This is a genomic window from Bradyrhizobium sp., assembly GCF_016219575.1.
Classification (GTDB): Bacteria; Pseudomonadota; Alphaproteobacteria; order Rhizobiales; family Xanthobacteraceae; genus Bradyrhizobium.
Window position 1 is genome coordinate 100,459 of sequence record NZ_JACRMG010000019.1, and the last position, 21,118, is coordinate 121,576.

20 protein-coding genes are annotated in these 21,118 nt (G+C 63.5%); 12 read left to right on the forward strand and 8 right to left on the reverse strand.

The window, feature by feature from the left end:
* Position 1: 1 nt before the first annotated feature.
* From HZB49_RS16575 to HZB49_RS16585, 3 genes are all read right to left on the reverse strand, one after another.
* Positions 2 to 871: a branched-chain amino acid ABC transporter permease gene (locus HZB49_RS16575; protein ID WP_291613212.1), complete on the reverse strand. Its 870-nt coding sequence runs from the start codon at positions 869 to 871 to the stop codon at positions 2 to 4.
* Between the two features lie 174 nt (positions 872 to 1,045).
* On the reverse strand, positions 1,046 to 2,176 hold the full coding sequence (locus HZB49_RS16580; RefSeq protein WP_291613347.1) for an ABC transporter substrate-binding protein: 1,131 nt from the start codon (positions 2,174 to 2,176) through the stop codon (positions 1,046 to 1,048).
* A 243-nt stretch (positions 2,177 to 2,419) separates the two neighbouring features.
* Positions 2,420 to 3,325: a helix-turn-helix domain-containing protein gene (locus tag HZB49_RS16585; RefSeq protein ID WP_291613214.1), complete on the reverse strand. Its 906-nt coding sequence runs from the start codon at positions 3,323 to 3,325 to the stop codon at positions 2,420 to 2,422.
* Between the two features lie 54 nt (positions 3,326 to 3,379).
* Here HZB49_RS16585 and pobA point away from each other — a divergent pair, with 54 nt between their 5' ends.
* The 3 genes from pobA (at position 3,380) to HZB49_RS16600 (ending at position 6,074) form a co-directional block, all read left to right on the forward strand.
* Positions 3,380 to 4,552 (forward strand): 4-hydroxybenzoate 3-monooxygenase, encoded by a 1,173-nt coding sequence (pobA, locus tag HZB49_RS16590; protein ID WP_291613216.1) that lies wholly within the window; start codon positions 3,380 to 3,382, stop codon positions 4,550 to 4,552.
* A gap of 250 nt (positions 4,553 to 4,802) precedes the next feature.
* Positions 4,803 to 5,069: a hypothetical protein gene (locus HZB49_RS16595; RefSeq protein WP_291613349.1), complete on the forward strand. Its 267-nt coding sequence runs from the start codon at positions 4,803 to 4,805 to the stop codon at positions 5,067 to 5,069.
* A 216-nt stretch (positions 5,070 to 5,285) separates the two neighbouring features.
* Positions 5,286 to 6,074, forward strand: a complete 789-nt coding sequence (locus tag HZB49_RS16600) for an NAD-dependent epimerase/dehydratase family protein (RefSeq protein WP_291613218.1) — start codon at positions 5,286 to 5,288, stop codon at positions 6,072 to 6,074.
* Positions 6,075 to 6,082: 8 nt separating this feature from the next.
* Here HZB49_RS16600 and purU read toward each other — a convergent pair whose 3' ends face one another.
* Positions 6,083 to 6,946 (reverse strand): formyltetrahydrofolate deformylase, encoded by an 864-nt coding sequence (purU, locus tag HZB49_RS16605; protein WP_291613220.1) that lies wholly within the window; start codon positions 6,944 to 6,946, stop codon positions 6,083 to 6,085.
* 172 nt (positions 6,947 to 7,118) lie between these two features.
* On the opposite strand from purU, the gene HZB49_RS16610 reads away from it, so the two are divergent.
* The 3 genes from HZB49_RS16610 to HZB49_RS16620 all read left to right on the forward strand — a co-directional run bounded on the left by HZB49_RS16610 (position 7,119) and on the right by HZB49_RS16620 (position 9,398).
* Positions 7,119 to 7,967, forward strand: a complete 849-nt coding sequence (locus HZB49_RS16610; protein WP_291613222.1) for a uroporphyrinogen-III synthase — start codon at positions 7,119 to 7,121, stop codon at positions 7,965 to 7,967.
* A 76-nt stretch (positions 7,968 to 8,043) separates the two neighbouring features.
* Positions 8,044 to 8,283 (forward strand): NAD-binding protein, encoded by a 240-nt coding sequence (locus tag HZB49_RS16615; RefSeq protein ID WP_291613224.1) that lies wholly within the window; start codon positions 8,044 to 8,046, stop codon positions 8,281 to 8,283.
* Positions 8,280 to 9,398, forward strand: coding sequence for a glycosyltransferase (locus HZB49_RS16620; RefSeq protein WP_291613227.1), 1,119 nt, complete (start codon positions 8,280 to 8,282; stop codon positions 9,396 to 9,398). Before HZB49_RS16615 ends, HZB49_RS16620 begins: the two co-directional genes overlap by 4 nt.
* Before the next feature lie 121 nt (positions 9,399 to 9,519).
* Here HZB49_RS16620 and HZB49_RS16625 read toward each other — a convergent pair whose 3' ends face one another.
* From HZB49_RS16625 to HZB49_RS16635, 3 genes are all read right to left on the reverse strand, one after another.
* The gene (locus HZB49_RS16625) at positions 9,520 to 10,476 is read right to left on the reverse strand and encodes a GDP-L-fucose synthase (protein ID WP_291613229.1); all 957 of its coding nucleotides are present in this window, start codon (positions 10,474 to 10,476) and stop codon (positions 9,520 to 9,522) included.
* Positions 10,457 to 11,539, reverse strand: a complete 1,083-nt coding sequence (gene gmd, locus HZB49_RS16630) for a GDP-mannose 4,6-dehydratase (RefSeq protein ID WP_291613231.1) — start codon at positions 11,537 to 11,539, stop codon at positions 10,457 to 10,459. Before gmd ends, HZB49_RS16625 begins: the two co-directional genes overlap by 20 nt.
* Before the next feature lie 202 nt (positions 11,540 to 11,741).
* Positions 11,742 to 12,416 carry a Crp/Fnr family transcriptional regulator gene (locus tag HZB49_RS16635; protein ID WP_291613233.1) on the reverse strand — a complete coding sequence of 225 codons (675 nt, stop codon included), beginning with the start codon at positions 12,414 to 12,416 and terminating at the stop codon, positions 11,742 to 11,744.
* 324 nt (positions 12,417 to 12,740) lie between these two features.
* On the opposite strand from HZB49_RS16635, the gene HZB49_RS16640 reads away from it, so the two are divergent.
* The 6 genes from HZB49_RS16640 to HZB49_RS16665 all read left to right on the forward strand — a co-directional run bounded on the left by HZB49_RS16640 (position 12,741) and on the right by HZB49_RS16665 (position 19,890).
* The gene (locus HZB49_RS16640) at positions 12,741 to 13,562 is read left to right on the forward strand and encodes an ABC transporter ATP-binding protein (RefSeq protein ID WP_291613235.1); all 822 of its coding nucleotides are present in this window, start codon (positions 12,741 to 12,743) and stop codon (positions 13,560 to 13,562) included.
* Complete coding sequence (locus HZB49_RS16645; protein ID WP_291613237.1) at positions 13,559 to 15,490, forward strand: long-chain fatty acid--CoA ligase; 1,932 nt, start codon at positions 13,559 to 13,561, stop codon at positions 15,488 to 15,490. The genes HZB49_RS16640 and HZB49_RS16645 overlap by 4 nt, the downstream gene beginning before the upstream one ends.
* Complete coding sequence (locus HZB49_RS16650) at positions 15,487 to 16,380, forward strand: branched-chain amino acid ABC transporter permease (protein WP_291613239.1); 894 nt, start codon at positions 15,487 to 15,489, stop codon at positions 16,378 to 16,380. Before HZB49_RS16645 ends, HZB49_RS16650 begins: the two co-directional genes overlap by 4 nt.
* Before the next feature lie 104 nt (positions 16,381 to 16,484).
* Positions 16,485 to 17,558 carry a branched-chain amino acid ABC transporter permease gene (locus HZB49_RS16655; protein WP_291613241.1) on the forward strand — a complete coding sequence of 358 codons (1,074 nt, stop codon included), beginning with the start codon at positions 16,485 to 16,487 and terminating at the stop codon, positions 17,556 to 17,558.
* A 51-nt stretch (positions 17,559 to 17,609) separates the two neighbouring features.
* Positions 17,610 to 18,893 (forward strand): ABC transporter substrate-binding protein, encoded by a 1,284-nt coding sequence (locus tag HZB49_RS16660; protein ID WP_291613243.1) that lies wholly within the window; start codon positions 17,610 to 17,612, stop codon positions 18,891 to 18,893.
* Positions 18,894 to 19,050: 157 nt separating this feature from the next.
* Positions 19,051 to 19,890, forward strand: a complete 840-nt coding sequence (locus HZB49_RS16665; protein ID WP_291613245.1) for an ABC transporter ATP-binding protein — start codon at positions 19,051 to 19,053, stop codon at positions 19,888 to 19,890.
* Between the two features lie 69 nt (positions 19,891 to 19,959).
* On the opposite strand, the gene HZB49_RS16670 is transcribed toward HZB49_RS16665, so the two are convergent.
* The gene (locus tag HZB49_RS16670; protein WP_291613246.1) at positions 19,960 to 21,111 is read right to left on the reverse strand and encodes an AGE family epimerase/isomerase; all 1,152 of its coding nucleotides are present in this window, start codon (positions 21,109 to 21,111) and stop codon (positions 19,960 to 19,962) included.
* Between the last annotated feature and the right edge of the window lie 7 nt (positions 21,112 to 21,118).

Genomic DNA, 21,118 nt, shown 5'->3' on the forward strand with positions numbered 1-21,118 from the left:
GTCACCGCGCAGCGCTGCGGCCGAAAAGGCCGTTGGGGCGCCAGATCAGGATCACGATCATGATGGTGTAGATCACGAACGGCCCCATCTTGGGCACGTAATACTTGGCGGCAACGTCGCCGATGCCGAGCAGCAGCGAAGCGAGAAACGGCCCGGTGATGCTGGAGGAGCCGCCCACCGTCACCACGATCAGGAAGTAGATCATGAATTTCAGCGGAAAATACGGGTCGAGTCCGAGGATCTCCGCGCTCAGCGCGCCGCCGAGTCCGGCGAGGCCGCAACCGAAGGCGAAGGTGAAGGCGAACACCTGCGGCACGTTGATGCCGAGCCCGATCGCCGCGCGGGGATCGTCCACCGCAGCACGCAGCCGGCTGCCGAAGCGGGTGCGCGCCAGGATGAGTTGCAGCGCCACCGTCAGGAGCCCGCAGATCACGATGATCATCAGCCGGTAGCGGCCGATGCCGACGCCGAACAGGTCGAACTGCCCTTCCAGCGCCGCAGGCAGCTTGATGAAGATGCGCGACGATCCCATGATGTAGTCGACCGCCGCCACCGACATGAAGGTTAGGCCGACCGAGAACAGCACCTGATCGAGATGGCTGCGGGTATAGAGGTGGCGGTAGAGCATCCGCTCCAGCGCCGCTCCAATCGCCGCGCTGACGACAAAGGCAAGCGGGAGCGCAGCAAAAAACGGCCAACCCTGGCTGTTGACCAGCACCGCGCAGACATAGCCGCCGGCCATGGCGAAGGCGCCGTGGGCGAGGTTGACGAAGTTCATCAGCCCGAGCGTCACCGCCAGGCCGCAGGCGAGCACGAACAGCAACATGCCATAGGCCACGCCGTCGAACAGGATGGTGAATACGGTGGTCATGGGAGCGCGATAGTCAACACGAGCAACGAGGCGAATTCAGTTAGCCGTCATGGCCGGGCTTGGCCCGGCCATCCACGTCTCTCTCACGACTTAGATTGAGTAAGACGTGGATGCCCGGGTCAAGCCCGGGCATGACGCACTGAGAGAGCGGGGCAATGACGCGTTTTTCGCGCGTCATTTCTTTGTCTTGCCGGAGTCCTTCACGGCCTCGAAGGTTGCGAATTCCACGTTGTAGAGTTCGCCGTCGACCTTCTCGACCTTGCGGATGTAGATGTTCTGCACGATGTCGCGGGTCTCCGGGTCGATCGATATCGGACCGCGCGGGCTCTCCCACTTCATCCCCTTCATGGCCTCGATCAGCGCATCGCCATCGGTCTTGCCGCCGGTCTTCTTCAGCGCCTCGTAGATCAGGTGGATGCCGTCATAGCCGCCGACCGCCATGAAGCCCGGACGGTTGTTGAAGGCCTTCTTGTAGGCGGCGACGAATTCCTTGTTCATCGCGGAGGGATGCGCCGCCGAATAGAGGTGCGCGGTCACTGCGCCGAGTGCGGCGTCGCCCATGTTGTTGAGCAGGTCGTCATCCATGACGTCGCCGGGACCGATGACCTTGATCCCGCTCTTGTCGAGCCCGCGCTCGGCATACTGCTTCATGAAGTTGCCGCCCTGCCCCGCCGGCACGAACACGAACATCGCATCCGGCTTGGAATCCTTCATCCGCTGCAGGAACGGCGCAAAGTCCGGGTTCTGCAGGGGCACCTTGACTTCCTCGACGATCTCGCCGCCGCCGGCGGTGAAATTCTGCTTGAAGAAGTTGAGCGCATCGTTGCCCGGCGCATAGTCGGAGGTCAGCGTCGCCACCCTCTTGATGCCGTTCTTGGCGGCCCAGTCGCCGATGATGGTGGAGGACTGCGCCAGCGTGAAGCTGGTGCGCACGATATAGGGCGAGCGCTCGGTGATGATCGAGGTGCCCGCCGCCATCACGAGTTGCGGAATCTTGGCCTGCGTCGCCAGAGGCGCCGCAGCGAGCGCAGCCGGCGTGACGCCGAAGCCGGCGATGACGTTGACCTTGTCGTTGACGATCAGCTCCTGCGCAATCCGCTTGGTGTTGTCGGGGACGGCGCCGTCATCCTTGAGGATGACCTCGATCTTCTTGCCGGCGACGGTGTCGCCCTTCTGCTGCATGTAGAGCTTGATCGCGTTGTCGATCTGCTTGCCGGTGGAGGCCTGGCCACCGGTCATCGGCACGATGAGACCGATCTTGAACGTTTCCTGGGCGTGGGCAGGCACGCTGAACAGCGCAGCCAGACTGAACGCGCCGGCAACTGCGGCGCGGCGGGACAATGTCGGTGTGGGCACTCTCTCCTCCTCTCAATGACGTCGTGGGACCGTCTGCGCGGTCTTCACGTTTTCCCCCTAAGCATGATATTTGTACTATTGTACAAATCAATAGGACTGGTCAACAAGAAACCCAAGCCGAGAAGAACGAACGAAAAAGCAATGGGTTGGGCACCGGGCGCGCCGCGATGCACTCCCCCGGCCTCCCAACTATCACTCCTCGCCGCCGTGCAGCCGGGCGCGAAAGGCGCGTGGCGGCAGCCCGGTCGCGGCGGCATAGACCCGGCTGAAATAGGCCGGGTCATCGAAGCCAAGGGCGTAGGCGATCGTGGACACCGGCAGGTTGGTATAGACGAGATTGCGCCGCGCCTCGCGGATCAGCCGGTTGAGGATCAGATGGGAGGCGGTGTCCCCGGTCGCCGCACGCGTGACCCGGTTGAGATGCGTCGGCGTGATCGACAGCTGCGCGGCATAGCGCGATACGCTCCAGCGCTCGAGATGATGCTGCTCGAGCAACGCCTCGAAGCGTCGGAACAATTCGGAATCCGCCGCGCCGTCGCCGCCTCCCTCGCCCGCGAGTTCGCGCGCGACGAGCCCGATCAGGTTCGCCGAAAGCGCGCGAAGCACATGGGCCCTGCCAAAGTCCCGCCCGGCGAACTCGGCGAAAATCTGTTTCATGGTGGCGCGCATCTGCCGCGTGCCGCGCACGATCGCGCATCGCGACAGCACGCCGCGCAGGCCCTCCGGGGCGAGCAGCGTCTCGTCGAGGATTTCGGCGGCGATGGTAACCACCCAGCCCTGCGTGCCCGGCAGGAACCTGAAACCATGCACGTCGCCGACGGGCACGTTGACGACATGCATCGGACGCAGCGGGTGCACGCGGCCGTCGAGCGTCGCCTCGCCCCCGCCGCGCTCGATCAGCAGCACCTGGTGCAGCCGGGCATGACGGTGCACCGCAAGCTTCCAGTCATGCAGCACCGCACGCGAGGCGATGGTCTCGCAATGCACGACGTCCGGCAGGTCGCTGGACTCGCCGAACAGATTGTAGACCTGAATGGCCGTATTCGACCGTGCCGACCTCATGTTCGAATTGTACAAGACAAAGGCCGATCCCTCCATCCGCTTATGGTCGCAGACCGGGCAATGTTGCAGGGCTCAGGGAGGATACGAAGGATGAAGGTACAGGTCTGCATCATCGGCGGCGGGCCGTCGGGGCTCTTGTTGTCGCAGCTCCTGCATCTGCGGGGCATCGACACCATCGTGCTGGAAAAATACAGCCGCGACCACGTCCTCTCCCGCATCCGCGCGGGCGTGCTGGAGCACGGCTTCGCCAAGCTGATGCGCGAGGCGCAGTGCGGCGAGCGCATGGACCGCGAAGGCGAGATCCACCACGGCTTCGAAATCGCTCATGATGGCCGACTCGACCGTGTCGACCTCCACAAGTATTCCGGCGGAAATTCGGTGATCGTCTACGGACAGACCGAACTGACGCGGGACCTCTATGAGGCGCGCGACCGGCTTGGCGGCCAGGTGGTCCACAACGCCGAAGACGTCACGCCGCACGACATCGCCTCCGATGCGCCTTACGTAACCTATCGCTCGGGCGACAAGGTCGTGCGCGTCGATTGCGAGTTCGTGATCGGCGCCGACGGCTTCCATGGCGTCAGCCGCAAGTCGATTCCGAAAGACGTGCTGCGCGAGCACGAAAAGGTCTATCCCTTCGGCTGGCTCGGAATCCTCTCGCGCACCAAGCCGGTGTCACCTGAGCTGATCTATGTGAAGCACGAGCGGGGTTTTGCCCTGTGTTCGCTGCGCTCTCAGGTGCTGAGCCGCTACTACATTCAGGTTCCGCTGACCGACAAGCCGGAAGACTGGTCGGACGACGCCTTCTGGGCCGAACTCAAGCGCCGCCTGCCGGGGGAAGTGGCGGGGCGGCTCGTCACCGGACCATCGATCGAAAAGAGCATCGCTCCGCTCCGCAGTTTCGTCGCCGAGCCGATGCGGCATGGCCGGCTGTTTCTGGCCGGCGATGCCGCGCATATCGTGCCACCCACCGGCGCCCGCGGCCTGAACAGCGCCGCCTCCGACATCTATTATCTGTATCACGCCCTGATCGATCATTACCGCAAGGGCGACGATGCCGGCCTCGACGCCTATTCACAAAAGGCGCTGGCGAGGGTCTGGAAAGCGCAGCGCTTCTCCTGGTGGATGACGATGCTGCTGCACCGGTTTCCCGACCGCATTTCCTATGACGACAGGCTGCAGGACACGGAGATGTCCTACCTGTTCTCGTCCGAGACGGCGATGCGGCTGGTCGCCGAGAACTATGTGGGGCTGCCCTTCTGACGGGGGGCCGTCCCTGCCTTTGGAACCCTGCCCCTGGAACCCGGCCGGCAGGCGACCGTAACGGGAGGCCAAGCGGTGCAGCAAAATAATACCGCTAACGGCTGGCGGGCTGGCGCTTCCCCGCCGTCGAAACCCGATTATCAATTTTTCCGTATCTTTCACCGGCCGCTGTCGGGTGGTCTATACAGCATCACCCGATTCCGCTACGGAAAGTTGAGCAATAACCAGACTACTACCATATGACCGCGCAATCCTCCTGGTGATTTGCATCGCGGCCCAAGCGGGCGGCCTGGCTGGCTGCGGAACCATCAACGAGCGGCTTGCGGCCGGCGTCAGCGACGCCATCCCGGTCTGGGCGGGCGGGATGCCAGCGGACGCCCCGCCGCGCCCCGGCACGGCGAAATACGACGAGTACATGAGGGAACGCGAACGACAACGATTGCTGCCGGCATCGGAGCGTGATGCGCCGAGGGACGGGGCGGTCCATCCAGGGCAGACACAGGAGGAAAACCGTTAACGAGCGTCGGTCAAAGAACTATCGACCGTGTCACAGATCGGGTATTTGCATGTCAATTGTGCGCATCAGCACCGCAACGAATTAGGCAAGGCTTTGCACGCGAGAATAATTCCTGCACCGGGGACGATTGAGGAAGTGTCAGGAGAAACACAGCCGACCAGCAGCCTGGTGATAGGCGGCAGCGGACTCGTCGGCGGATACATTGTCGAGCATCTGATGAAACGCGGTCAGCGGCCGCTCGCATTGTCGCGTGTGCCGCGCAGCGATGGTCGTGTGGACTGGTATCGCGGCGATCTGCACCATGCAGACGCGCTGAAACTTCCGCCGTTCGCGACGTTATTCTGCACAACCGACGCCGTGTTGCTGGCGGAGGCCCTGCCGCATTTGATCCACCCGGCGCTCAAGCGGCTGGTGGCGTTCAGCTCCACCAGCGTAATCACGAAGCAGGACACCGAAGTTGCAGCCGAGCGCACCATGATCCGGCGGCTGGCGGCCGGCGAGCAGCAGATCGTGGATCTCTGCGCGCAGCACAGGATCGGCTGGACCATCCTGCGGCCGACACTGATTTACGCCGAAGGCCGCGACACCAACATCACGCCGCTGTCGCGGCTGATCCGAAGGTTCAGGTTCATGCCGCTGGTTGGCGGCGGCCCCGGCCTGCGCCAGCCCGTCCATGCCGAAGACCTGGCGATTGCTGCGATCGCCGCAGCCGAAAGCGAAGCCGCAACCGGCAAGTTCTATTCCCTGCCGGGCCCCGACACCGTGACCTACCGGGAAATGATCGGGCGAGTGTTCGACGGCTTGTCGCTGCCGAGGCGTTTCGTGTCCATGCCGCCGTGGCTGTGGCGAGCCGGCTTCGTGACCGTCAGGCCGCTGTTTCCGGGCGCCAATGTCGCCATGGGCATCCGCATGATGAAAGACATGACGTTCGATGCCGCGCCCGCGATCGAGGATCTCGGCTGGAGTCCGCGCAGCTTCAGGCCGACGTTCAAATCGCCGGACTGAACGGCAGATCAATCCATGAACACCACGGTCTTGCGGCCGTTGAGGATGACGCGGTCCTCGAGGTGATGGCGCACGGCGCGCGCCAGCACGCGGCGCTCGATGTCGCGCCCCTTGCGCACGAGGTCGTCGGGCGTGTCGCGATGGCTGATGCGTTCGACATCCTGGTCGATGATCGGTCCCTCGTCGAGATCGCGCGTCACGTAATGCGCGGTGGCGCCGATCAGTTTTACACCGCGCTCATGAGCCTGGTGATAGGGCCGCGCGCCCTTGAAGCCGGGCAGGAAGGAATGGTGGATGTTGATGCAGCGGCCGGAGAGTTTTGCCGAGAGGTCGTCCGACAGGATCTGCATGTAGCGCGCGAGCACCACGAGATCGGTGTCCGTATCCTCGACCAGCTTCCAGATCGCCGCCTCCTGCTGCGGCTTGTTCTCCTTCGACGCCGGCAGATGATGGAACGGGATGTCGCCGAAGTCGAGGCCAGCGTAGGTCTCGCGCGGATGGTTGGAGACGACGGCGGTCGGAATCATGTCGAGCTCGCCGGTGCGCCAGCGGTAGAGAATGTCGACAAGGCAGTGGTCGGATTTGGAAGCCAGCAGCATCACCCTGCGCTTGGCGGCGCGGTCGCGCATCTGCCAGTCCATGGCGAAGCGCTGGGCGATCGCGGCAAAGCCGGTTTGCAGCGCCGACAATTCGACCGCGAGATCGGCGGCCGTGAACACCACGCGCATGAAGAATTTCTTCGTCTCGATGTCGTCGAACTGCTGCGCGTCGAGGATGTTCTGGCCGTTCTGGGCGAGGAATGTCGAGACCGCCGACACGATGCCGGGACGATCGGGACAGGACAGGGTCAGAACAAATTGGCTGTGGGGCATTTGATCAAGGCTTGGGCGAGCAGAATTTGGGCGAGCAGAATTCGGGCAGACAGGAGCCCAAACGAACGGGCAAGGTTGCGGCCCTGCTCTAACACTGCCGGAACTCTTGCGCCAACCCCGTCCGGGGGACCAAAATGAACAAATCGAACCTCTGCACGGAAGAAGCGGAATCATGGCTGACAAGTTGAACGGCTATCGCGTCCTCATCCTCGAAACGCGCGAGGAGGCGCAGTTCTCCCGCCTGCTGTCGGAACAGGGCGCAGACGTGCTGCAATGCCCGATGTTCACCATCAACGATGCGCCCGATCCGGCGCCGATCGAAGCCTGGATCAGGCGCGCCATCGACAACCCCTTCGACGACCTCGTGCTTATGACCGGCGAAGGCCTGCGCCGCCTGATGAAGGTGGTGCGGCGGATCGGCGTCGAGCAGGATTTCGTGGCCGCGCTCGGCAAGAGCAGGAAATTCACGCGCGGCCCCAAACCCGGCAAGGCCTTGCGCGACATCGGGCTCGAGCCGCAGATGACGACGGAAAAACCAACGTCCGAAGGCGTCGCCGAGATGCTGTCGCGCCTCGACCTTGCCGGCCGCCGCGTCGGCCTGCAGCTCTATCCCGACAAGGACCACGGCGCGCTGATCGGCACCATCAGGGCGCAAGGCGCCGAGGTCGATACCGTGTTGCCTTATGTCTATGACGCCAAGGCCGCAGACACCAATATCGTCACCGCGATCGAAGAGATGGCGCGCGGCCGGATCGATGCGGTTGCGCTGACCAATCTCGGCCAGATCCGACGCCTCATCGACACCGCCCGCAAACATGGCTGGGAGCAAAAGCTGCGCGAGGGCCTGGCGCAAACGCCGATCGCTTCCGTCGGGCCGGCGGTCTCCGACGAGCTCAAATCGCACGGCCTGCAAGCCGCGATCTATCCGGCGGACGAGGCATTTTTCATGAGGCCGCTGATTTCGGCGATGGCGACGGCGCTGGCAAGAAATCCGCCCCGCGTGGCAAAGGCCGGCATGTAACCGCAGTCGGGACGTCGATCGACTTGGCGACGCCCACTGTTTGAGATAGCCCTCAGGATGGAATTCGGTTTAGTAAATGCGCATCGGAATTTTGGGTGGAGGGTTTCAGGGTTGTTGCATGGCATCGTCACTGGCCGAACGCGGCATCGGCGTCACGCTATTTGATCGCAACGAGCGACTGCTCAACCGGAAACCGATCGCGAACGAAGGCAAGGTCCACCTCGGCTGCATGTACGCCAATGATCCCAGCCTCACGATGGCTCCTCACTTCGTGGAGGTCAGCAGCGCCCGCACCCTGCAGGGCGACATTCGATGAGCAGTCCTCTCGTCACAATCGGTGTGCCCGTGTATCGGGGGCAGGACGCGCTACCGGTCACCCTGGAATGTGTCAGAACGCAGACCTATCAGAATCTGGATGTGCTGATCTCGGTTGACGCCGGCGATCAGGAGACGGCCCGCGCATGCGAACCTTTCTTGCGTCTCGATCCGCGGTTCCGGATGCAGGTCCAGCCGTCTCGTCTTGGGTGGGCTGGCAACACCGACTGGACGATGCGCGAGCGGCGCGGCGATTTCTATATCTATCAACAACACGACGACCAGGTTTCGCCGACTTATGTGGCCGATCTGGTGGAGGCGGCCACTCGCTCACCGCGCGCTGCAGTTTGCTTCGCCAAAATGGACTGGTCGGGTGTTTCGAGCTTCACCCAGTACGGATTTTCCGTCACCGGGTCTGCGGTCGAGCGCGCGCTCGCCTATCTGGAATCATTGGACTGCGTGCCGTTTCGAGGCCTCATGCGGGGCTCGGCGCTGGCGCAGACATCCGGGCTATTGCTGAGCGATTTCGATCCTTTTGACAGCTATGGCACCGAGATCCGACTGATGGCAGAACTCGCCCTCCAGGGCGAGTTCCAGTTCGTGCCGGGACCGATCTACTACAAGCGAATGCATGGCGCGAACCTGCATCTGAAGCGAGAGAGCTGGACTGACCAGCAAAAGCTGATGGCATGGTCGTGTCTGGCGGCGTGGATGATTGAAGTGCTTGTACAAGCGGGACAAAATTCCGGTGAACGCCGGCGCCTGTTCGATGCCGTGCTGGATCGTTTTCTGGTCGCGAGAGCCAGCCCGTGGAGGTGGTTTTCCCCCATTACGCGGCGGCTCGCCCTCACTCAGGCCGGGGCGCTGCACCCGCTCCGCGCCTTCCTGAACCGGCTGAAACAGCACAAGTACCTTGCTACATCTGTCGCCGGGCGCTGGATGATTTCAGAACGCAACGATCCGGCGTATCGCGCCGCCCTGCTGCGACTGATCTTCGACCGGCTTAGGGTTGCCGGACGGTTCGATCCCAAGAACTCTGTTCAGGCGACCTGGGAGAGCCTTGAGGAGGAGGCGAATAGGCGCTTTGTCGAGAACGGGTCCGGACTCCAAGAATAGATGTTACGGAACAACTCGCCAGTGGCCGAATGCCAATGCATGTTTGCTTCTCATTCGAAAGCGGATAATGCTTACTTCCTAGAAGGAGACATTGGGCGCGTGCGAGCCGACGCCCTGTCTCCTATTCTGCCGCCGGCCTTTGCTCGCTGAGAAATGCCTGATATGCCAACCGGATTCCCTCCTCCAGCCGCGTGCTCGCGCGCCAGCCGAGCCTGGCGAGTCGGCTGACGTCCAGCAATTTGCGCGGCGTGCCGTCGGGCCGGGACGTGTCGAAGCTGATCTCGCCGGCGTAGCCGACCGCGGCCGCCACCAAGCGCGCAAATTCAGCAATGGTGATGTCCTCGCCGGTGCCGATATTGATCAGCTCGGGCTGCGAATAGTTCTTCATCAAATGGACGCAGGCATCGGCGAGATCGTCGACATAAAGGAATTCGCGCCGCGGCGTGCCGGTGCCCCAGACCACGACATTGCGCGCGCCTGAGGTCCTGGCCTCGTGGAAGCGGCGGATCAGCGCCGCCACGACATGACTGTACTCCGGATGATAATTGTCGCCGGGCCCGTAGAGGTTGGTCGGCATGACGCTGATGAAATCGCTGCCATACTGGCTGCGATAGGCCTCCGCCATCTTGATGCCGGCGATCTTGGCGATCGCGTAGGGTTCATTGGTCGGCTCCAGCGGTCCCGTCAGCATGCTGTCCTCGCGCAGGGGCTGGGCTGCCAGTTTGGGATAGATGCAGGACGAACCGAGGAACATCAGCTTCTCGCACCCGTTGAGATGGGCGGCATGGATCACGTTGGCCGCAATCGCGAGATTGTCGTAGAGAAATTCGGCGCGCAGCGTGTTGTTGGCGACGATTCCGCCGACCTTCGCTGCCGCCAGGAACACCACCTGCGGCTTGCGCTGGCCGAACCATTCGAATACCGCCGCCTGGTCGCACAGGTCGAGTTCGCTGTGCGTAGCGGTCACCAGTTCGACATCTTCGCGCGCCAGCCGTCGCATCAGCGCCGAGCCCACCATGCCGCGGTGGCCGGCGACGTAGACCGATTTGCCCTTCAGCTCAAACGGGATCCCTGCCATTGGCCGCCTCCCGCCGGGCGATCGCGAGATCGCCGGCCATCATTTCCCTGACAAGCTCCTTGAAGGTCGTCTTGGGCTTCCAGCCGAGCTTCTCCCGCGCCTTGCTGGCATCGCCGATCAGAAGGTCGACCTCGGTCGGCCGGAAGTAGACGGGATCGATGCGCACGACCGTCTTGCCGGACCTGACGTCGACGCCGGTCTCGTCCTTGCCGGTGCCGCGCCATTCGATGGTCCGGCCAACTTCGGCGAATGCGAGTTCCACCAGTTCGCGCACCGAATGGGTCTCGCCGGTCGCCAGCACGAAATCATCGGGTGCATCCGCCTGCAGGATCCTGTGCATGCCCTCGACATAGTCGCGCGCATGACCCCAGTCGCGCTTGGCCTCGAGATTGCCGAGATAGAGCGTTTGCTCCAGCCCGGTCTCGATGCGCGCCACGCCGCGCGTGATCTTGCGCGTCACGAACGTCTCGCCGCGGATCGGGCTCTCATGGTTGAACAGGATGCCGTTGGAGGCAAACATGCCATAGGCCTCGCGGTAGTTCACCGTGATCCAGTAGCCGTAGAGCTTTGCCACGCCATAGGGCGACCTCGGATAGAACGGCGTGCTCTCCCTTTGCGGCACTTCCTGCACCAGGCCGTAAAGCTCCGACGTCGAGGCCTGGTAGAAGCGGGTTTCCTTTTCCATGCCGAGGATGCGGATCGCTTCCAGGAGGCGCAGCACGCCGACGGCATCGGCATTGGCCGTATATTCCGGGCTCTCGAAGCTGACGCCGACATGGCTCTGGGCGGCAAGGTTATATATTTCCGTCGGCCGGATCAGCTGCATCAGCCGGATCAGGTTGGTCGAGTCCGTCATGTCGCCATAGTGCAGCAGGAACGGCACGTTGCCGGTGTGCGGGTCCTGATAGAGGTGGTCGACGCGCGCGGTGTTGAAGGAGGACGAGCGCCGCTTGATGCCGTGCACGGTGTAACCGAGCCCGAGCAGGTATTCGGCGAGATAGGCGCCGTCCTGCCCGGTAACGCCGGTAATCAGCGCAACGCGCTTGGGATTTTGAGCCGTCATGGTCTCTCCAGGAGCCTGCCGGGCGGGCCCAGGGGCAAATTCAAGGGCAATTTAAGGGCAATCGAGGACAACTTGGCCCCATCTGTCGGGTGCGCCGGAAGCCCCCCCTGCGCGGCGCAGGCCATAGCATCCGCGCCTCCCGAAGTCTAACCCGGAAGTCGATTGAAAATCAGGCGTTTGGCGCTAGTTCGGACCACCGGGACTACTCGCCGTAAAGGCGCAGCCTTTCGAGGTCGACGATGGTCACCCCGCCATATTCCAGCCGGAGCAGCCCCTCCTTCTCCAGCCGCTTCAGGCACTGATTGGCATTCTGCCGGGAGAGACCGGAGAGCGCGCCGATCTCTTCCTGGGTGACCTCCAGATGCCGCGTCAGGTCGGGATAGAGGATCGGATTGAACAGCGAGGCGATCGAACGGGCGACGCGGCCGGTGGGCTCCAGCGTGCGGTCTATTTCCAGCGCACCGATGAACTGGCCGAGCCGCTCGTTGAGCTGGCGGACCAGGAAGCGGTTGAAGCCGACGCTGTTCTCGAACAGCCAGAAGAAGGTGGTGCGGTCCATCAGCGCCAGCCGCGTGTCGCGCAGCGCCACCACGTCGTAGCGGCGCGGCTCGCTCTTGAGCATCGAGCCCTCGCCGAACCAGGCGCCCGCAGTGAGGCCCGCGAAGGTCGTCGCCTTGCCGCCGCTCGATACCGTCCCCATCCGTGCCAGGCCCGTGACGATGCCCGTCCAGTAGTCAAAGGCGTCACCGCGCACGAAAATATGCTCGTTGGCGACGTAGGATTTCTCCACGATGCCGGCGCGGGCAACCTCGATCTCCCGCTCGTCGAGTTCGCGCGACCACGCCGCGATGCGCGTGAGGTAATCGGCAGCAATCATGAACGCATCGACCGTCGCGCACCCAGATGGTTCCGCGCCAGACCGGCCTGCTGCGCTGCAACAAAGCCGAAGGCTGCGGCGAAATTTCCCGACCAATTGTCAGGCAAAAGACATTTCAAACTATCGCATTGCCCTAAGCAGGGCCACCTCGACGATTGCCGCCAATGGCGCGAGCACGGGGTGCGGCGTTACCGGGCATGAGGGCGGACGAAGGCCAGCCTCCGTAGTCGGATGGTCTGGCTTGGACCGCAGATGTAAGGTCACCGTCGCGACGGCAACCGAAGATAAAGAGCGCCGGACAAGCGCCATATTCGGAGGAAATGAGTGTCTTACACGTTGGAAGTGCGCGGAGTATCGCTGCGCTTCGGAGGCGTCCGCGCGCTGACCGAGGTCTCCTTCGGCGTGAAGGAAGGCGAGCTATTTTCGATCATCGGCCCGAACGGCGCCGGCAAGACCTCGATCGTCAACTGCATTTCCGGCCGCTACAAGCCGACCGAAGGCCATCTTTTCTACCGCGGCAAGGACATCACGGGCCTCAGCCCGAACGCCCGCGCCACGCTCGGCATCGGCCGCACCTTCCAGAATCTCGCGCTGTTCCACCACATGAGCGTGCTCGACAACATCATGGTCGGGCGCCATCACCTGCTGAAGAACAACTTCCTCACGGGATCGCTGTACTGGCTGACCGGCGCGCGGCGCGAGGAGCTCGAGCATCGCCGCAAGGTGGAAGAGATCATCGACTTCCTCGACCTGCAGTCGGTGCGCAAGGCGACGGCCGGCACCCTGCCCTACGGACTGCGCAAGCGCGTCGAGCTTGCCCGCGCCATGGCGCTGGAGCCGCAGTTGATCCTGCTCGACGAGCCGATGGCCGGCATGAACTTCGAAGAGAAGGAGGACATGGCCCGCTACATCGTCGACCTCAACGAAGAGTTCGGCATGACGGTAGTGATGATCGAGCACGACATGGGCGTGGTGATGGACATCTCCCACCGCGTCACCGTGCTGGATTTCGGCCGCAAGATCGCCGAGGGCGACCCGGCCGCCGTGCTGGCGGATCCGCACGTCAAGCGCGCCTATCTCGGCGAGGAAGACGAGATGCTTGTCGATCCCGACGACAAGCCTGCTGCTCCGGAGTGCGCGGCATGATGGACTACGCCGCCCGCGTGCGAGAGGCCGACACCTATCCGAAGCTGCTGCGCCTCAATGCCAGGGAGCACGGCAGCGAGATTGCGCTGCGCGAAAAGGATCTCGGGCTCTGGCGCGTTTTCACCTGGAACGACTATCAGGACCGCGTGCGCGACTTCGCGCTCGGCATGGTCGAGCTCGGGCTTGGCCGCGGCGACGTCGTCGGCATCATCGGCGACAACCGGCCGGACTGGGTCGCCGCCGAGATCGCAATCCACGCCATCGGCGCGATGAGCCTCGGGCTCTATCGCGACGTGCTCGACGAGGAAGCCGCCTATCTCCTCAACTACGGCGAGGCGCGCCTGGTCTTCGCCGAGGACGAAGAGCAGGTCGACAAGCTGCTCAACCTTGCCGAACGGGCGCCGCATCTCAAGCACATCGTCTATTCCGACCCGCGCGGCATGCGCAAATACGACGATCCGCGCCTGATGGAGGCCGGCAAGCTCGCCTCCCTCGGCCGCGAACGCGCCGCGCGTGAGCCGGGCCTTTATGACAGTCTGGTCGATGCCACCGGGGGCGAGGATTGTGCCATCCTCTGCACCACCTCGGGCACCACCGCCCACCCCAAGCTCGCGATGCTCGCTGCCGCCCGCGTGCTGCGCCATTGCGCGACCTATCTGTCGTTCGATCCCAAGGGCCCGGACGACGAATATGTCTCGGTGTTGCCGCTGCCGTGGATCATGGAGCAGGTCTACGTGCTCGGCAAAGGCCTGCTTTGCCGGATGAAGGTCAACTTCGTCGAAGAGCCCGAGACCATGATGCACGATTTCCGCGAGATCGCGCCTACCTTCGTGCTGTTTGCCCCGCGCGTATGGGAATCGATCGCCGCAGACGTGCGCGCCGGCGTGATGGACTCTTCGCCGCTGAAACAGAAGCTGTACGACATCGGCATGAAGTCGGGACTGGCGGCGCTCGCCGAAGGCAAGCATTCCCCCTTCGCCGACTTCATTCTGTTCCGCGCCCTGCGCGACCGGCTCGGCTTTGCCCGCCTGCGCTCGGCCGCGACCGGTGGCGCCGCGCTCGGCCCGGATACGTTCAAGTTCTTTCAGGCGATGGGCGTGCCGCTGCGCACCATCTACGGCCAGACCGAAATGCTGGGTGCCTATACCCTGCACCCGCCGGACAGGATTGACCCCGATACAACCGGCGTCCCCATGGCCGACGACATCGAGATCCGCGTCGACAACCCCGATATCAACGGCGTCGGCGAGATCGTGGTGCGCCACCCCAACATGTTCCTTGGCTACTACAAGAACCCGGAAGCCTCCGCCGCCGACATCAAGGACGGCTGGATGCACTCGGGCGATGCCGGCTACTACAATGACAACAAGCAGCTTGTGGTGATCGACCGCATCAAGGATCTCGCCGAGACCTCGCGCGGCGAGCGCTTCTCGCCGCAATATCTAGAGAACAAGCTGAAATTCTCGCCCTACGTCGCCGAGGCCGTGGTGCTGGGCGCCGGGCGCGAAAAACTCGCTGCCATGATCTGCATCCGCTACTCCATCATCTCGAAATGGGCGGAGAAAAAGCGCATCGCGTTCACGACCTACACCGACCTCGCCTCGCGTCCCGAAGTGTACGAGCTGGTGCGCCAGGAGGTCGAATCGGTCAACGCCACGCTACCGCCGGCGCAGCGCATCTCCAAGTTCCTGCTGCTCTACAAGGAACTCGACGCCGACGACGGCGAACTGACCCGCACGCGAAAGGTCCGCCGCAGCGTCATCAACGAGAAATATGCTGGGATCATCGATGCGATCTACCGCGGCGACGCCAGCATTCCCGTGGACACCGTGATCCGGTTCCAGGACGGCACCACCCAGCGTATCCGCACCACGTTGAAGGTGGTCGATCTCGCGAGCAACCCCACAATGGCGGAGGCCGCGGAATGAACACCCAGCTCCTGCTCCAGCTCATCATGAACGGCCTCGTGGTCGGCACACTCTACGGCGTGGTCGCGATGTCGTTCGTGCTGATCTACAAGGCCACGCAGGTCGTCAATTTCGCGCAAGGAGAACTCTTGCTGGTCGGCGCCTGGGTGTGCTGGGCGCTGCTCGCTAAATACGAGGTGCCGTTCTGGATCGGCATGCCGATGACGCTGGTGTTCATGTTCATCTTCGGCATCGCCATACAGGTCATCTTCCTGCGACCGATGATCGGCGAGCCCATCATTTCCGTCATCATGGTGACGATCGGCCTCTCCACCGTTTTCCAGGCCGCGCTGAAATGGATTTTTGGCGTCAATCCGCAGCCATTCCCGCGCGTGTTCCAGAACCAGTCTGTCAATCTGTTCGGCCTTCAGATCCAGACCGTCTACGTCATGAGCCTCGTGGTGTCTGTCGCCATGATGATCGCCATGGCCTGGTTCTTCCGCTCTTCGAAATACGGCCTCGCCATGCGCGCCACCGCCTTCAACCAGCAGGTTGCCCAGTCGCTCGGCATTTCCGTCAAGAGCGTGTTCGCGATGGCTTGGGCGATTTCCGCCGTCGTCTCCGCGGTCGCGGGCGTCGTCGTCGCGGTCGTCAACGGCGTGTCGTCCGGCCTTTCGGCCTACGGCATCAAGGTGTTTCCCGCGACCATTCTCGGCGGGCTCGACTCGATCGGCGGCGCCGTACTCGGCGGCATCATCATCGGGCTGCTGGAGAACCTGGCGCAATATGTCGACAGCCAGTATCTGCACTGGGGTAATCTCTACGAGATCGCGCCGTTCTACGTGCTGATCATCATCTTGATGATCAAGCCCTACGGCTTGTTCGGCACCAAAGACATCGAGCGGGTGTAGGCATGATCGCCGAAAAGTGGGAACCGGTTTTCGGTAACGATCATGCCCAGAAAGCATCGGGCGTAATCGTGAAATCATTCCAGCAGGGAGGGAGATAAAGCCCGATGGCCGGCCCTACCCTCATCCCCGCTGGCGACTTCCGCTCCACTTACGCGGAAGACACCACGATCTTCCCGACCACGACCAGCCGCAACATGGCCATTCTCGGCATCGTGCTGATCTGCTTTGCGCCGCTCGTGTTCAGCGGCTACTGGCTCAGCATCCTGATCCAGATCGGCATCTTTTCCATCGCAGCGCTGGGCCTCAACATCCTGGTCGGCTTCACCGGCCAGATTTCGATCGGCCATGCCGCCTTCTTCCTGTTCGGCGCCTTCACCTCGGCCTATATCAACAACAATTTCCCGATCCCGGTCTTCTTCGCCATTCCGCTCGCCGGTGTCGTCACCGCGCTGGTCGGGCTGATCTTCGGCGTGCCGGCGGCGCGGCTGAAGGGACTCTACCTCGTCATCGCGACGCTCGCCGCGCAATACATCCTGCTCGACTTCTTCTCGCGCGCCGAATGGTTCTCCGGCGGCACCGTCCCGGCCAGCGCCAATCCGTTCTCGATCTTCGGCTACACGCTGCGCGGCGACCGGCAGTACTTCTACGTGGTGCTCGCCTATGTCGTGGTCAGCTTCGTCCTGGTGACCAACCTGATGCGCACGCGCGACGGCCGCGCGCTGGTTGCGGTCCGCGACCACTATCTCTCCGCCGAGATCATGGGCATCAACCTCACCAAGTACCGCACACTGTCGTTCGGGCTTGCCGCGTTCTTCGCCGGTGTCGCCGGCGCGCTCTATGCGCATTACCAGCTCGTGGTCTCGCAGGAAGGTTTCGGCATCGAGCGCTCGGTGCTGTTCCTCGCCATGGTCATCATCGGCGGGACCGGCTCCGTGATGGGCACGCTGATGGGAACGGCCTTCGTGGTCCTGGTGCCCGAATCGATGGAATGGCTAAGCCATTGGCTGAAGGGCGGCATGATCGACAAGGCGCTGTCGCTCAACACCAACCTTACTTTCCTGCGCGAGATCGCGATCGGCCTGATCATCATCGGCTTCCTGATGTTCGAGCCGGACGGGCTGGCGCATCGCTGGCGGCAGATCAAGGCGTACTGGAAACTCTATCCGTTCTCGCATTGAGGACGGACCGACGGGCTACTCAAGGCAACGAATAACAGGAGGAAACCACCAATGAAGATCAAGTCCCTTATGAGCACTGTTTCGCTGGCGCTCTTGGTCGGCGGCATGTCGGCCACCGCCCATGCCCAGATCGCGGTCGGCCAGCTCGTCGATTATTCCGGCCCGACCTCCGACGTCGGACAATCCTATGGCCAGGCCGTGGCCGACACCTTCGCCTGGGTCAACAAGAACGGCGGCGTCGGCGGCAAGCAGCTCAATGTCGACACCAACGACTATGGCTACCAGGTGCCGCGCGCGATCGCGCTCTACAAGAAATGGTCGGCGCCGGACAGCAAGGTCGCGGCCATCATGGGCTGGGGCACCGCCGACACCGAAGCGTTGACCGGATTCGTCGCCAACGACAAGATCCCCTACGTCTCCGCCTCCTATGCGGCCGCCCTCACCGATCCCGGCGGCGTCAGCGGCAAGGCCAAGCCCGCGCCCTACAACTTCTTCTACGGCCCGAGCTACTCGGATGCGATGCGCGCATTGGTCACCTGGGCCGCCGAGGACTGGAAGGCCAAGGGCAAGAGCGGCAAGGCGAAATTCGTCCACATGGGTGGCAACCACCCCTATCCGAACGCGCCGAAGGCGGCCGGTGAAGCCATCGCCAACGAACTCGGCTTCGAAGTGCTGCCCCCGATCGTGTTCGCGCTGACGCCGGGCGACTACTCGGCGCAGTGCCTGAGCCTGAAGAGCTCCGGCGCCAACTATGCCTATTTGGGCAATACCGCCGCCTCCAACATCTCGGTGCTGAAGGCCTGCAAGGCAGCCGGCGTCGAAGTGCAGTTCCTCGGCAACGTCTGGGGCATGGACGAGAACGCCGCCAAGACCGCCGCCGATGCGGCCGACGGCGTCGTGTTCCCGCTGCGCACGGCCGTGACCTGGGGCGGCAACGCGCCCGGCATGAAGACGGTGGCTGAAATCTCCAAAATGTCCGATCCGACCGGCAAGGCGTATCGCGCCGTGCACTACATCGCCGGCGTCTGCAGCGCGCTCTACACCAGGGAAGCACTCGATTGGGCCGCCAAGAACGGCGGCGCCACCGGCGAGAACGTCGCCAAGGGCTTTTACCAGAAGAAGGACTGGGTGCCCGCCGGCATGGAGGGCGTCTGCAACGCCTCGACCTGGACCGACAAGGACCACCGCGGCACACTCAAGGTCGATCTCTATCGCCTGAAGGTCGCGGGCGCGACCGACGGCGATCTCAACGACCTCATGGGCAAGGGCACCATCAAGCTCGAAAAGGTCAAGACCATCGACCTGCCGCGCAAGCCGGAATGGCTGGGCTGGTAAGCTGCTCGGGGCCTGCTGCACGGCAGCAGCCTCGTACAAAAATGTCATCCCCCGCGAATGCGGGGGATCCAGTACGCCGCGGCTTCTCGGTTGAACTCCGGCGTCTCTGGAATACTGGGTCACCCGCATTCGCGGGTGACGACAAGGTAATCGAACCATGACCCAAACCGTCGAAGCCGTCCGCCCCACGCCCGCCGCCGCTGCGGCTGCCCCGTTGCTGTCCGTGAACAACATCGAGGTGGTCTATGACGACGTCATCCTGGTGCTGCGCGGCCTCAGCCTGGAGGTGCCGAAGGGCGCGATCGTTGCGCTGCTGGGCGCCAACGGTGCGGGCAAGTCGACGACGCTGAAGGCGATCTCCGGCCTGCTCAAGACCGAGGACGGCGAGGTCACCCGCGGCGACATCCTGTTCGACGGCCAGCGCATCAACGGCATCGATCCCGACAAGATCGTCCGCCGCGGCATTTTCCAGGTGATGGAGGGCCGGCGCATCATCGCCGACATGACGTCGCTGGAGAATTTGCGGCTCGGCGCCTTCACCCGCAACGACCGCGAGGTCGATGACGACATCGACATGGTCTTCAAGTATTTCCCGCGCCTCAAGGAGCGCACGGGGCTCGCCGGCTACCTCTCCGGCGGCGAGCAGCAGATGCTGGCGATCGGACGCGCACTGATGGCGCGCCCGAAGATGATCCTGATGGACGAGCCGTCGATGGGCCTGTCGCCGCTGCTGGTGAAGGAGGTCTTCTCCATCATCCGCGAGATCAACCGCGACCTCGGCGTCACCATCCTGCTGGTGGAGCAGAACGCCCGCGCCGCGTTGTCGGTCGCAAGCCACGGCTACATCATGGAGCAGGGCAAGGTCGTGCTGGACGGCTCGGCCGACGAGTTGCGCGACAACGAGGACGTCAAGGAGTTCTACCTCGGCGGCGCCGGCGACCAGCGCAAGAGCTTCAAGAACCTCAAGAGCTTCAAGCGGAGGAAGCGGTGGCTGTGAGCTCCAACCATAGCGTTCTTGAGCGAAGTGGAGACCGGTTCGCGTGAAGAAAACGCGTCAAACCAAAAATCAGCCAATCACCTGTTCCGCTTCCGTCACGGCACAGAGAACATGATAGAACGAAGACGCCGGAATGGTCGCAACCAGCGAAGTGCCCTCGCGGTCGAACTGGTCGTACCAGCCGCCCGCCACGGGATGGCGCAGGTAATGCCGTTCGAGCCGCGCCAGCGCATCGCGCGCCCTGTCGGCGGCACCCTCCTCGCCGGACTCGGCCTGCGCGATCCACGCCTTGGCGATCTCCGTCTGCGGCCACAGGCGGCGCGTGGAATGCGTGATGTTGCCGGCGGTGTCTCCGACATCGACCAGGCAGCCCGTCGCCGCGTCCTGGTAGCGCAGCGCGGTGGCGAGCAGCTCGCCGCGCGGACGTCCCGTCGGGCAGCCGGTGATGCGCTCAAATCCCTTCAGCAGCCAGGCCCATTCGGCCTGGTGTCCGGGCTCGACCACGACCGGCTCGATCCTCGACCAGTCCTCCTCGAAATATTCGCCGAGCGCCTGCCTCTGCTTGTCGTAGAGACTGGCCATGAACAGGCCGAAGAACTCGCCGGCGCGCTGCTGGAAGGCGAGATCGTGCGTCGCGTCGAACAGCGCGATCATCGCTTCGAACAGGTGCATCTGCGGGTTCTGCCGCCGCGGCAGCGTCGCCGGAACCCCTTCCGCGAAGCCGCCATGCGGCGAGCGCAGTTTGGTGTCGACAAATGACAGCACAGCATCGATTTCGGAACGCACCTGCGCGTCGCGGTCGAGCGAATAGACCGTCGCCAGCGCCAGCAGCACGAATGCATGGTCGTAGGTATCGCGCCTGGCATCGAGCACCGCGCCATCTGCACCGAGCCGATGGACGAAGCCCGGCCGGCCGTCGGGCGCCCTGGCCTTGCCCAGGAGATGATCGAGCCCTTTCAGTGCGATCTCCTTGCCGTCCGGGTACCAGCCCATCTGGGCAGCCTTGGCAAAGCAATAGATCTGCCGCGCCTGCACGAAGGTGCGTCGCGGCGCCTGCCGGTCGGCGTGGCCATCCTGGTCGAGACGATCGACGAAGCCGCCGGTCGTGCGATCCCAGCCCTCCCCCGACCACAGCGGCAGGGAGCGCTCGATGACAAAGGATTTGAGTTGCGCGACGATGTCGCCGGCCTCTCGGGCCGAGGCAGTAGACGGATCAACCATTGTTCTT

Bases quoted from the DNA above. Each gene is read 5' to 3' on its own strand.
- HZB49_RS16600 (WP_291613218.1), top strand. From the start codon at position 5,286: ATGAAACGCGGTCAGCGGCCGCTCGCATTGTCGCGTGTGCCGCGCAGC.
- HZB49_RS16625 (WP_291613229.1), bottom strand. From the start codon at position 10,476: ATGGCAGGGATCCCGTTTGAGCTGAAGGGCAAATCGGTCTACGTCGCC.
- HZB49_RS16655 (WP_291613241.1), top strand. From the start codon at position 16,485: ATGGCCGGCCCTACCCTCATCCCCGCTGGCGACTTCCGCTCCACTTAC.
- HZB49_RS16585 (WP_291613214.1), bottom strand. From the start codon at position 3,325: ATGGAGGGATCGGCCTTTGTCTTGTACAATTCGAACATGAGGTCGGCA.
- HZB49_RS16665 (WP_291613245.1), top strand. From the start codon at position 19,051: ATGACCCAAACCGTCGAAGCCGTCCGCCCCACGCCCGCCGCCGCTGCG.
- HZB49_RS16635 (WP_291613233.1), bottom strand. From the start codon at position 12,416: ATGATTGCTGCCGATTACCTCACGCGCATCGCGGCGTGGTCGCGCGAA.
- HZB49_RS16650 (WP_291613239.1), top strand. From the start codon at position 15,487: ATGAACACCCAGCTCCTGCTCCAGCTCATCATGAACGGCCTCGTGGTC.
- HZB49_RS16620 (WP_291613227.1), top strand. From the start codon at position 8,280: ATGAGCAGTCCTCTCGTCACAATCGGTGTGCCCGTGTATCGGGGGCAG.
- purU (WP_291613220.1), bottom strand. From the start codon at position 6,946: ATGCCCCACAGCCAATTTGTTCTGACCCTGTCCTGTCCCGATCGTCCC.
- pobA (WP_291613216.1), top strand. From the start codon at position 3,380: ATGAAGGTACAGGTCTGCATCATCGGCGGCGGGCCGTCGGGGCTCTTG.
- HZB49_RS16645 (WP_291613237.1), top strand. From the start codon at position 13,559: ATGATGGACTACGCCGCCCGCGTGCGAGAGGCCGACACCTATCCGAAG.
- HZB49_RS16615 (WP_291613224.1), top strand. From the start codon at position 8,044: ATGCGCATCGGAATTTTGGGTGGAGGGTTTCAGGGTTGTTGCATGGCA.
- HZB49_RS16610 (WP_291613222.1), top strand. From the start codon at position 7,119: ATGGCTGACAAGTTGAACGGCTATCGCGTCCTCATCCTCGAAACGCGC.
- HZB49_RS16575 (WP_291613212.1), bottom strand. From the start codon at position 871: ATGACCACCGTATTCACCATCCTGTTCGACGGCGTGGCCTATGGCATG.
- HZB49_RS16660 (WP_291613243.1), top strand. From the start codon at position 17,610: ATGAAGATCAAGTCCCTTATGAGCACTGTTTCGCTGGCGCTCTTGGTC.
- gmd (WP_291613231.1), bottom strand. From the start codon at position 11,539: ATGACGGCTCAAAATCCCAAGCGCGTTGCGCTGATTACCGGCGTTACC.
- HZB49_RS16670 (WP_291613246.1), bottom strand. From the start codon at position 21,111: ATGGTTGATCCGTCTACTGCCTCGGCCCGAGAGGCCGGCGACATCGTC.